The sequence below is a fragment of the Amycolatopsis sp. CA-230715 genome, assembly GCF_018736145.1.
In the GTDB taxonomy this organism is placed as follows: Bacteria; Actinomycetota; Actinomycetes; order Mycobacteriales; family Pseudonocardiaceae; genus Amycolatopsis.
On record NZ_CP059997.1, the window covers coordinates 5503430 to 5516203 of the forward strand.

Genomic DNA, 12774 nt, shown 5'->3' on the forward strand with positions numbered 1-12774 from the left:
GTGCCACTTTCCGCCGCACAACGCGGAATCTGGTATGCGAGCCAGGTAAACCGCGAGGAGCTTTCCTACAACATCGGTTTGTTTCTCGATCTCCGCCGCCCGGTGGACGTCCCGGTGCTGGACAGCGCGCTGCGTGTGGTCGTCTCGGAGGCGGAGTGCCTGCGCAGCGTCTTCGCCGAGGTCGGCGGGCGCCCGGTGCAGCGGTTCGCCGAGGCGCCCGAGCACGTGCTCCGCACGGTCGACCTCTCCGGCGAGGCGGCGCCGGCGGAAGCAGCCGAGCGGTGGCTGCACGATCGGCTGAAAGTTCCCTACGACCTGGAAAAAGGCCCGGTCTTCGAGTTCACCCTGCTGCGCCTGTCGGCCGAGCGCTCGTGGCTCTTCCAGGGGTACCACCACCTCGTGGTCGACGGGATCGGGATCGCCAGGATCAACCGGCGGCTCGCCGAGGTGTACACCGCGCTCAGCCGTGGCGAGGACGCCGGTGAACCGTGGTTCGGCCAGTTCTCGGACTACCTCGAAGCGGAGGAGCGCCACCGCGCGTCGGCGGAGTTCGCCGAAACGGAGCAGTGGTGGAAGTCGCGGCTGGCTGATCGGCCAGCGCCGACCTATGTCGCCGGTGGCGCGAAACTCGCGAGTGCTGCTCGTCGGAAAACGACGGTGCTTTCCGGTGCGCAATTCACTCGAATTGCCGAGGTCGCTTCGGCGGCGGGGGTCCCGTGGTTTCGTCTGGTGGCGACGGCCGCGGCGGCGTACGTCTCCTGGGTTCGCGGCGACGAGGATGTGTTATTGAGTCTTCCGGTCAGTGGACGCGTTTCGGAAAGTGCGCGAAATCTGCCGACCGTCACCGCGAACGTGGTTCCTGTTCGCGTTTCCGTCACCAGGGCGCAGTCGTGGGCGAGCCTGTGTGCTGCGGTTTCGGCGGAGATCGCGGAAGTCATGCGGTTCCAGGACTACCGCGGTGAGGAAATTCGCCGTGATCTCGTTCCGCATCCCGGCGGGCCCTACTTCGGGCCGGTGCTCAACAAGCTGCCGCTGAGCGATTCGTTCCGGCTCGGCGACCAGGAAGCCGTGCTGCACAAGGTGTCGCAGAGCCCGGTCGACGACCTGTCGCTCTTCTTCTGCCGCCTTCCCGAAGGCGGGTTGCGCTTCGACTCGCACGCCGACGCGGACTTCTACGGCGAGACCGATCTCGCTAACCATCACGAGCGGCTCGTGCGCCTTCTCATCCATCTCGGTGAGGCCGGGTTGGACGAACCAGTCGGTGCGGCGCTTGCGCTCGAGGCGGCCGAACGGGACCGGGTGCTCGCCTGGGGGCGCGGTGACCAGCCGGTGCTCGGCGACACGCTGCCGGGCCTGCTGGCGCGGCAAGTGGGGATCTCCCCGGATGCACCCGCGCTGGTGTGCGACGGGGATACGTGGACCTACGCGGAGCTGGACGCCTGGGCGAACCGGATCGCGCATTCCTTGGTGGCACGCGGTGTCCGGCCGGGGCAGCGCGTGGCCGTTGAACTGGGGAGGTCCCCGGTTCTGTTTGCGGCGATCCTCGGCGTGCTGAAAGCGGGCGCTGCCTACGTGCCGGTGGATCCGGGATATCCCGCCGAGCGGATCGAGTACATGCTCGCCGTCGCGCAGCCGGTCGTCGTGCTCGATGCGGCCTGGGCCGACGCGGGTCTAACTGGGGAGTTCCCCACTTCTGCTCCGGAGATCGAGATCGATCCGGGGAGTACCGCGTATGTGATGTTCACGTCGGGGTCGACGGGGCGGCCGAAGGGCGTCGAAGTGCCCCATCGAGGCGTCGGCTCGCTGGCGGCGGCGCAGGTGGAGCGGTTCGCCATCGAGGCGGGGAGCCGGGTGCTGCAGTTCGCGTCGCCGAGTTTCGACGCGTCGGTGTCCGAGCTGGCGACCTCGGTGGCCGCGGGCGCCACGCTCGTACTCGGTTCCGCATCGGCTGGCGGCGAGCTGGCCGCGCTGCTCCGCGACGAGCGGATCAGCCACGTCACCCTGCCGCCCTCCGTTCTGTCCACAATGGACGATTCGGAAGCGCTCCCCGAGCTCCGGACGCTGGTGGTGGCCGGTGAGGCCGCGCCCGCCGAGCTGGTCGCGCGCTGGGCACCGGGCAGACGGGTGATCAACGCGTACGGTCCGACCGAATCCACGGTGTGCGCCGCGATGAGCGAGCCGCTCACCGGTGCCGGGACCACGGTCCCGATCGGACGGCCGATCGCGGGTGCGCGGGTCTTCGTGCTGGACGCGGCGTTGCGCCCGGTGCCGCCGAACGTGGTGGGCGAGTTGTACGTGTCGGGGCCGCAGCTGGCGAGGGGGTACGTCGGCAGGCCGGGGTTGACGGCGGAGCGGTTCGTGGCGAACCCCTTCGGCGACGGCCGCCTCTACCGGACCGGTGACCTGGTCCGGTGGGACGCCGAAGGCAGGCTCGTGTTCGTCGGCCGCGCGGACGACCAGGTGAAGGTGCGCGGGTTCCGTATCGAACTCGGTGAGATCGAAGCCGTGCTGCGCGCGCAGGACGGGGTGTCCGCGGCGACCGTGATCGTCCGCGAGGACCGGCCTGGTGACCGCAGGCTCGTCGCCTACGCGGTCGGCCCGGCGGACCCGACGGAACTGCGCTCGGCCGCGGCCGAGCGGCTGCCCGGGTACCTGGTGCCCTCGGCCGTGGTGCCGCTCGACCGGTTGCCGCTGACCGCGAACGGCAAGCTGGACCGTGCCGCGCTGCCCGCGCCGGAGTACGCGGCCGGGCCGGGTCGGGCGCCGCGTACCACCCGCGAGGAAGTCCTGTGTGGACTGTTCGCCGACGTGCTCGGCGCCGGCGCGGTGACCGTCGACGACGGGTTCTTCGCGCTCGGCGGGCATTCCCTGCTCGCGACGCGGCTGGTCAGCGGAATCAGGGCGGCACTGGGCGTGGAACTGCCGGTGCGGGCGGTGTTCGAAGCGCCGACCGTCGCCGAACTGGGGGCCTGGATCGACGCGGGCACACCGGACGCACGGCCGCGGCTGGTGGCGGCGGACCGGCCGGAGCGGGTGCCGGTGTCGTTCGCACAGCAGCGGCTGTGGTTCCTGCACCGGCTCGAAGGACCGTCGGCGACCTACAACATGCCGCTCGTCCTGCGGCTCACCGGCGAACTCGACGTCGAGGCGCTGCGTGTCGCGCTGCATGACGTCGTAGCCAGGCACGAGTCGCTGCGCACGGTGTTCGAAGAGCGGGACGGCCAGCCGTACCAACGAGTTCTCGACTCGGTGCCGGTGCCGTGGGACTTCCGCACGGTCGACGCGGCCGAGCTGGACGACGCGCTGGCAGGTGCCGCGCGGCACCTGTTCGACCTCGCGGCCGAGGTGCCGGTACGCGGCTCGCTCTTCCGGACGGGGCCAGCGGACCACGTGCTGACCGTGGTGCTGCACCACATCGCCGCGGACGGCTGGTCGCTCGGACCGCTGGCGCGGGATCTGGTCACGGCCTACGAGGCGCGCAGCACGGGCACCGAACCGGGGTGGTCCCCACTTCCCGTGCAGTACGCGGACTACACGCGGTGGCAGCGGGAGGTGCTCGGCGACCGGGAAGACCCCGACAGCAGGTACGCGAAGCAGCTCGCCTACTGGCAGTCCCATTTGGACGGTCTGCCGGACGTGCTCGACCTGCCGTCGGACCGGCCGCGGCCCGCGGTGGCCTCCTACGCGGGCGACCTGGTCCGGTTCACCTGGGACGCGGACCTGCACGCGGCGATCACCAGCCGCGCGCGCGAGCACGGCGCGACCGTGTCCATGGTCCTGCAGGCGGGGCTGGCCACGTTGCTGACCAAGCTGGGCGCGGGTACGGATGTGCCGATCGGGTCGCCGATCGCGGGCCGCACCGACGACGCGCTCGACGAGCTGGTCGGATTCTTCGTCAACTCGTGGGTGCTGCGCGCGGACACCTCGGGCGATCCGGACTTCGGCGCGCTGCTGACCAGGATCCGCGACACCGGCCTCGCCGCCTACGACCACCAGGACCTGCCGTTCGAGCACCTCGTCGAAGCGCTGAACCCGGTGCGCTCGATGGCGCACCACCCGCTGTACCAAGTGTGGCTCGCACTGCAGAACAACCTCCAACCGAGCTTCGACCTGCCGGGCCTGCGGGTGGAGCTGGACAAGGTTTCCACCGGCACCGCGCGGTTCGACCTGCTCTTCTCCCTGACCGAACGGTTCGACGACGGCGCGCCGGACGGGATCACGGGTGTCGTCGAATACGCCACCGACCTGTTCGACGCGGGCACCGTCGAACTGCTGCTGGACCGGTGGCAGCGGCTGCTCCGCCTGCTGCTCGCCGATCCGGCCGCGCCGATCGGCACCGCCGCGGTGCTGACGCCCGCCGAACGCGAACAGGTGCTGACCGGATGGAACCGGACCGAGCACCCGGTACCGGCGACGACCGTGCCCGCGCTCGTCGCCCGCACCCGCCCGTCGGACACCGCGGTGGTCTTCGAAGGCACGGCGCTGACCTACGCCGAACTGGACAGCTGGGCGAACCGCCTCGCGCACCGGCTGGCCGATCGCGGAGTGCGGCCGGGCGACATCGTGGCGGTCTCGCTGCCGCGATCGCTCGAACTCGTGGTGGCATTGCTCGCCGTGCTGCGCGCGGGCGCCGCGTACCTGCCAGTCGACCCGGACTACCCGGCCGAGCGCGTCGAGTTCATGCTCGCCGACGCGGCCCCGTCGGCCGTCTTGGCCGATCCCGCTGAAGTGCGCGACGTCGATGGCTACCCCGAACACGCACCGGAGATCACGATCCTGCCGGACCAGGCGGCCTACGTGATCTACACGTCCGGCTCGACCGGGCGCCCGAAGGGTGTGGTCACCTCCCATCGTTCCGCGGTGAACCGTCTGCTGTGGATGGTGGAGGAGTACGGTTTCTCCGCGCGCGACCGGGTGCTCCAGAAGACGCCGTCGAGCTTCGACGTCTCCGTATGGGAGTTCTTCGGCACCTTGGCCGCCGGTGCCACGCTGGTGGTGGCCAAACCGGACGGTCACCGGGACCCGGCCTATCTCGCCGACCTCATCAGCACGCAGGGTATTACGACCGTCCACTTCGTACCCTCCATGTTGGAGACGTTCCTCGCCGAGCCGTCGGTCGCGGAGTGCACGAGCCTGCGCCAGGTCTTCTGCAGCGGCGAAGCGCTTCCGGCCTCGCTCGCGAACCGTTTGCACGACACCCTCGACGTGGAACTGCACAACCTTTACGGCCCAACGGAAGCGGCCGTCGACGTGACGCACTGGCGCAGTTCGCCCGGTGTGGACGTGGTGCCGATCGGTCGTCCGGTGTGGAACACCCGGGTCTATGTGCTGGATGCCGCGTTGCGCCCGGTCGCACCCGGTGTGCTCGGCGAGCTGTACCTCGGTGGTGTCCAGCTGGCGCGCGGCTATCTCGGCAGACCCGGACTCACGGCGGAGCGGTTCGTGGCGAATCCCTTTGGTGGGGGCCGTCTTTACCGGACCGGGGATGTTGTTCGGTGGAATTCCCGTGGTGAGTTGGTCTTCGGTGGTCGTGCGGATGATCAGGTGAAGTTGCGCGGGTTCCGGATCGAACTGGGTGAGATCGAAGCGGTGCTGCGGGAGCGGGATGAGGTTTCGCAGGCGGCGGTGGTGATCCGTGAGGATCGGCCTGGGGATCGTCGTTTGGTGGGGTATGTGGTGGCGGGGGTGGGTGTTGGTGTGGGTGATGTGGTGGAGCAGGTGGATGAGTGGCGTGGGGTGTATGAGGAGATGTATTCCGGTGGTGGGGTGTTGGGGGAGGATTTCACGGGGTGGGTGAGTTCGTATTCGGGTGAGCCGATCGGGTTGGGTGAGATGCGGTTGTGGCGTGCCGCGGCGGTGGAGCGGGTGGGGTCGGTGGCTCGGGTGTTGGAGATCGGGGTGGGGTCGGGGTTGTTGTTGGCGGAGGTGGCGCCGGGGTGTGTGGAGTATTGGGGGACGGATTTTTCGGGTGCGGTGATCGAGCGGTTGCGGGGGCAGGTGGCGGAACGGTCGTGGGGCGACCGGGTGGTTTTGCGGCAGCAGGCCGCGGACGAGGCCGAGGGCCTGCCGGTGGGATTTTTCGATGTGGTGGTGGTGAATTCGGTGGTGCAGTACTTCCCGGATGCGGGGTATTTGGGCCGGGTGCTGGAGTTGGCGTGGGAGCGGTTGGCGCCCGGTGGACGGATTGTGGTGGGGGATGTGCGGAATCGGGGAACGTTGCGGGCGTTCCGGTCCGCGGTGCACCGCGCCCGGCATCCGCAGGATGGCCCGGAGGCGGTGGCCGCGGCGGTGGAGCGCGCGGTGTTGCTGGAGAAGGAGCTGGTGATCGATCCCGGTTTCTTCACCGCATGGGCCAAAGGCCGGGGCGCGGTCGAGGTGCGGTTGAAAAACGGCGCCTACCACAATGAGCTGACCCGGCACCGTTACGAAGTCACCATCCACAAAGCACAATCCGATGTGCTCGACGTATCCGACCTACCCCGGCTGGTGTGGGGTAAGGACGTGCGCACTCTCGACGAGATCGAGAGCGGGCTCGTGCGGATCACCGGAATCCCGAACGCCCGGCTGGCCACCGAAACCGGAACCGATACCGGCATCGACCCGGAGACCATTCGCACCTGGGCGGAATCCCAAGGCATCGAAGCAGTGCAGACGTGGAATGCGGACGATCCCCATTCCTTCGACGCGATCTTGCTGCCGGAGCGCCACGACGCGTTGACCGGTGTCTACATCGGACATGACGCCCGCACGACCATGCCCGCTGGCGCCCGTGTGGCGAGCAGGTTGCCGTCAGAACTGCGGGCGCGGGTGGCCGAGCGGTTGCCGGAGTACATGGTGCCGTCGGCGTTTGTGGTGGTGGATCGGTTGCCGTTGACGGTGAATGGGAAGTTGGATCGGGCTGGGTTGCCGGTGCCGGATCAGGTGTCGGGTGAGGGGCGTGTGGCTCGGACCGCGCGGGAGGAGGTGTTGTGTGGTCTGTTCGCGGAGGTGTTGGGGGTGGGTGTGGTCAGTATTGATGATGGGTTTTTCGAGTTGGGTGGGCATTCGCTGCTGGCGACGCGGTTGGTGAGCCGGATTCGTGCGGTGCTGGAGGTCGAGGTGCCGGTGCGGGCGGTGTTCGAGGCGCCGACGGTGGCGGAGTTGGCGGCGGTGGTCGAGTCGGATTCGGGGACGGTGCGGCCGAAACTGGTGCCGATGCCACGGCCGGAGGTGGTGCCGGTGTCGTTCGCGCAACAGCGGTTGTGGTTCCTGCAAAAACTAGGTGGCCTGTCAGCGACCTACAACATGCCGCTCGTGCTCCGATTGACCGGCGAACTCGACACCGACGCACTGCGCGCCGCGTTGTCCGATGTGATCGTGCGGCACGAATCCCTGCGCACCCTACTCGACGAACACGACGGAGAACCCTTCCAGCACATCCTCACCCCCGACGACATCGAACTTCCCTGGAAACACCAGGACTACAGCGACACCGCACTGACCAACACCGTCCGACACCCCTTCAACCTCGCCACCGAAATACCGGTCCGAGGCACCCTGCTCCGCATCAGCGACGACGAACACATACTCGCCGTAGTGCTACACCACATCGCGGCGGACGGCTGGTCGCTCGGACCGCTCGCACGGGACCTGGTGACCGCGTACCGGTGCCGGGCGGAGGGGCGCCTGCCCGACTGGTCGCCGTTGCCGGTGCAGTACGCGGACTACACCCTGTGGCAGCGGGAACTCCTCGGCGACCGCGAGGATCCGCAGAGCACGTACCGCCGTCAGCTCGCGCACTGGGAGTCCGCATTGGACGGTCTGCCGGAGGCGCTCGAATTCCCGACTGACCGGCCTCGCCCACCCGTGTCGTCCTACGAGGGAGATGTCGCCAGGTTCGAGTGGGATGCGGAATTGCACGCGTCGATCGGGGAACTGGCGCGGTCGAGTGGTGCGACGGTGTCGATGGTGTTGCAGGCCGGGCTGGCTGTCCTGCTGACCCGGCTCGGCGCGGGAACAGATGTCCCGATCGGATCGCCGATCGCCGGTCGCACCGACGAGGCGCTCGACGACTTGATCGGGTTCTTCGTCAACACCTGGGTGTTGCGCGCGGACACTTCCGGCGACCCGAGCTTCGCTGATCTGCTGGGACGGGTGCGCGAATCCAGCCTTGCCGCATACGAGCACCAGGACATTCCGTTCGAGAACCTGGTGGAGGTGCTGAACCCGGCGCGATCGATGGCGCACCACCCGCTGTTCCAGGTCTCACTCGGTTTGCAGAACGATGCGCGGTCCCAGTTCGAGCTACCGGGCCTGCGGGTTCGTCGGGAATCGGTGCCCACCGGTACCTCCCGGTTCGACCTCGCGCTGTCCCTGCGCGAACAGCACACCGAGGACGGTGCCGTGGCCGGGCTCGCGGGTATGGCCGAGTTCGCCACGGATCTCTTCGAAGCAGCGACCGTCCACAAGCTCCTGGACCGCTGGCAAGGCCTGCTTCGCCAGCTCGTCGCCGACCCCGGGGCCCCGATCAGCCGCGCCGAAATCCTCATTCCCGGTGAGGTGGCCCGGCTCGAGACCTGGGGGCGGGGCGATCGGTCCGACGCCTGCACCGTGCAGACCCTGCCGGGGTTGTTCGGGCGTCAGGTGGGGAGTTCCCCGGATGCGGTGGCGTTGGTGTGTGGTGGTGAGTCGTGGACCTTTGCCGAGTTGGATGTGTGGTCGGGTCGGATCGCGGGGTATTTGGTTGAGCGTGGTGTTGGTCCTGGTGGTCGGGTTGGGTTGATGGTGGGGCGGTCGGCGTTTGTGGTGGCGGCGATGGTGGGGGTCGCCAAAGCGGGTGCGGCGTATGTGCCGGTGGATCCCGGTTTCCCGGCTGAACGTGTGGAGTTCATGCTGGGTGATGCCGCTCCGGTGGTGGTGCTGGATGGTGAGGTGGACGTAGCGGGGTACTCCCCGGTTAGTGTGCCGGTGGCGCCGGAGTGGGCGGCGTATGTGTTGTATACGTCGGGGTCGACGGGTCGGCCGAAGGGTGTGGAGGTCACGCACGCCAATCTGGTGAGCTTCCTGCAGAGCATGAAGTCCATTGTGGGTATTGGTTCGGGGTCGCGGTTGTTGGCGACGACGACGGTCGGGTTCGATATTGCCGGGTTAGAGTTGTTCCTGCCGTTGGTGACCGGTGCCGCGGTGGTGCTGGCGGAAGCGAAGGTCGCACGGGATCCCCGTGAGGTTCTGCGCCTGATCCGAGAGCAGCGGGTCTCGGCGATGCAGGCGACGCCGAGTCTGTGGGCGGGCGTGGTCGCCAAAGCCGATACCGAACTGTCCAATGTGGACGTTCTTGTGGGTGGTGAAGCGCTGCCGGACAAGCTTGCTGCCGAGTTGGTGGGTTTGGCGCGGTCGGTGACCAATCTGTACGGGCCGACGGAGACCACGATCTGGTCCACTGTCGCTCGGCTGGACAGGTCGGGTGTGTCGATCGGGCGCCCGTTGGACAACACGCGGGTGTTCGTGCTCGATGGTGGCCTGCGGCTTGTGCCGCCGGGTGTGGTGGGTGAGCTGTACATCGCGGGCGAGGGCGTGACACGCGGATACGTGAACCGGGCGGGGCTGACCGCGGAGCGGTTTGTGGCGTCGCCGTTCACCAGCGGTGGGCGGATGTATCGCACGGGGGATTTGGTGCGGTGGTCTGCTGGTGGGGTGTTGGACTTTGTGGGGCGTGCGGATGATCAGGTGAAGCTGCGCGGGTTCCGGATCGAACTCGGCGAGATCGAAACCATCCTCCGTGAAATCGAGGGCGTGGCGGCTGCGGTCGCCATGGTCCGTGAAGACCAGCCAGGCGACCGACGCCTGGTCGCCTACGTCGTGTCCGAAATAGACGACAAGACACTCTCTACCGCCATCGCGTCGCGGCTGCCGGAGTACATGGTGCCGTCAGCCTTCGTACACCTGGACAGCGTGCCGCTGACTGCCAACGGCAAAGTACACCGCGCCGCACTCCCCGCACCCGAATACACAAGCGTCGAAGGCAGGGCACCGAGGACCGCACGCGAAGAAGTCCTATGTGGACTTTTTGCCGAGGTGCTGGGGGTTCCTTCGGTGGGTGTGGACGATGGGTTCTTCGCGCTGGGTGGTCATTCCCTGCTCGCGACCAGGCTGGTCAGCCGGATCAGGGCTGTGTTGGGTGTCGAGGTTCCGGTGCGTGCGATCTTCGAAGCGCCCAGCGTCGCCGAACTGGCCGGGCGGCTCGACACCGATCAGCAAGCACGCCCACGCCTGGCGCCAGTGGCACGATCCGGGGTACTCCCCGTTTCCCACGCGCAGCAACGACTCTGGTTCCTCCACAAGCTCGAAGGGCCCTCAGCCACCCACAACATGCCACTCGTGTTGCGGTTGTCGGGGCAGGTCGATGCCGACGCGGTCCACGCCGCGCTCGTCGACGTCGTGACCCGGCACGAATCACTGCGTACCGTGTTCGAGGAGCGGGACGGCCAGCCGTACCAACGGATCCTCGACCCAGGCGAAACGACGGTGCCGTGGCAGCGGCGCCATATTGGCTCGGGCGCCTTCGACGACGCGGTGCACGAGGCCGTGCGCCACCCGTTCGACCTCGCCGCGGAACTCCCCGTGCGTGGTTCGCTCTTCCACGGCGACGCCGACGAGCACGTACTGGTCGTGGTGCTGCACCACATCGCGGGCGACGGCTGGTCGGTTGGCCCGCTCGCGAGGGACCTCGTCGAGGCCTACCGGGCGCGGTCCACCGGCACCGAACCGGGGTGGTCCCCACTTCCTGTGCAGTACGCGGATTACACGCTGTGGCAACGAGATCTCCTCGGTGACCGCGACGACGACAAGAGCAGGTACGCCGGGCAGCTCGCCTACTGGAAGTCCGAACTGGACGGTGTGCCGGAGGCGCTCGACCTGCCCGCCGACCGGCTTCGCCCGGCGGTGGCTTCCTACGCGGGGAAGATGATCCGGTTCACCTGGGACGCGGACTTCCACACGATGGTCACCGCCGCGGCACGGGCGAACGGTGCCACGGTGTCGATGGTCCTGCAGGCGGGGCTGGCGGTGCTGCTGACCCGGCTCGGCGCCGGAACGGACGTGCCGATCGGTTCGCCGATCGCGGGCCGGACCGACGAGGCACTGGACGAGCTGGTCGGGTTCTTCGTGAACACCTGGGTCCTCCGGGCGGACACCTCCGGTGACCCGAGCTTCGGTGAGCTGCTCGCGAAGGTGCGGGAGTCGAGCCTCGCCGCGTACGAGCACCAGGACATCCCGTTCGAGAACCTGGTGGAGGTGCTGAACCCGGCTCGCTCGATGGCGCACCACCCGTTGTTCCAGGTGTCGATGGCACTGCAGAACAACACCCGCCCGAGCTTCGACCTGCCGGGGCTGAAGGTGCGCCCCGAGCTGGTTTCGACGGGCACGGCCCGGCTGGACCTGTTCCTGTCCCTCACCGAGCGGTTCGACGATCGCGCGCCCGCGGGGTTCGCGGGAATGGCCGAGTTCGCGACCGACCTGTTCGACACGGCGACCGTCGAGGCGCTGCTCGAACGATGGCAGCGGCTGCTGACCGGGTTGATCGCCGAACCGGGCGCCCCGATCAGTCGCGTCGACGTCCTCGCGCCCGCGGAACGGGAAAGGCTCCTCGGCTGGGGCAGCGGCAGCAGGGACCGCGCGCCGAGCGGCACGCTCCCCGGTCTGTTCGCGGACCGGGTGGCGCGGAACCCGCGGGCCACCGCGCTGGTCTTCGACGAGCGATCGTGGTCGTACGCCGAGCTGGACGCGTGGTCGAACCGCATCGCGCGGACCCTCGTCGAACGCGGTGCCGGGCCGGAGCGACGGGTGGCGCTGGTTCTGGAAAGGTCCCCGCTACTGGTCGCGGCGATCCTCGGGGTGCTGAAGGCAGGCGCCGCGTACGTCCCGGTGGATCCCGGCTTTCCCGCGGACCGCATCGAGTACATCCTTTCCGACGCCCGTCCCGCCGTCGTCGTCGACGGGACGTGGGCGGCGGACGAGGGCACCGCTGCCACCGGCCCGCAGGTGCCGCTGCGGCCGGACAACGCGGCATACGTGCTGTACACCTCCGGGTCGACCGGCCGTCCGAAGGGCGTCGAGGTCGCGCACGGCAACGTGGTCAGCTTCCTGTCTAGCGTGGCGTCCGCTTTGGACTTCCGAGCGGATTCCCGGCTGCTGGCGACCACCACGATCAGCTTCGACATCGCCGGTCTCGAACTGTTCCTCCCGCTGGTCACCGGCGCCGCGGTGGTGCTGGCGGGTGACAAGACGACCCGTGATCCCGGTGAGGTCCTGCGGCTGGCCCGTGAGCAGCGGGTATCGGTGATGCAGGCGACGCCGAGCCTGTGGGCGGGCGTGGCCGCCGAGCCGGCACCCGAACTGTCCTCAGTGGACATCCTGGTCGGTGGTGAGCCGCTGCCCGCGGAACTCGCCGCGACCCTGCGCGAGCGCGGGAGATCGGTCACCAACCTGTACGGGCCGACGGAGACCACGATCTGGTCCACGTTCGCCGAGCTGGACGGGACCGGTGTCCCGATCGGAAAGCCGCTGGAGAACACCGAGGTGTTCGTTTTGGACGGTGCACTCCAGCTCGTCCCGCAGGGTGCCGTCGGTGAGCTGTACATCGCGGGCGATGGCGTGACGCGAGGCTACGTCGGCCGCCCGGGGCTGACCGCGGAGCGGTTCGTCGCCCGGCCTTACGGCCGGGGCCGCATGTACCGCACGGGCGACCTGGTGCGGTGGAACACCCGTGGCCAGCTCGAATTCGTCGGCCGCGCCGAC

At 68.6% G+C, this 12774-nt stretch carries 1 protein-coding gene (running past one end of the window); it reads left to right on the forward strand.

Annotation, left to right across the window (positions count from 1 at the left end):
* Nucleotides 1-12774 carry the 5' portion of a non-ribosomal peptide synthetase gene (locus tag HUW46_RS26600; protein ID WP_215541534.1) on the forward strand. 1704 nt of this gene lie beyond the right edge of the window, so 12774 of the gene's 14478 nt are visible here — the first part of the coding sequence; it begins with the start codon at nucleotides 1-3; its stop codon lies beyond the right edge, outside the window.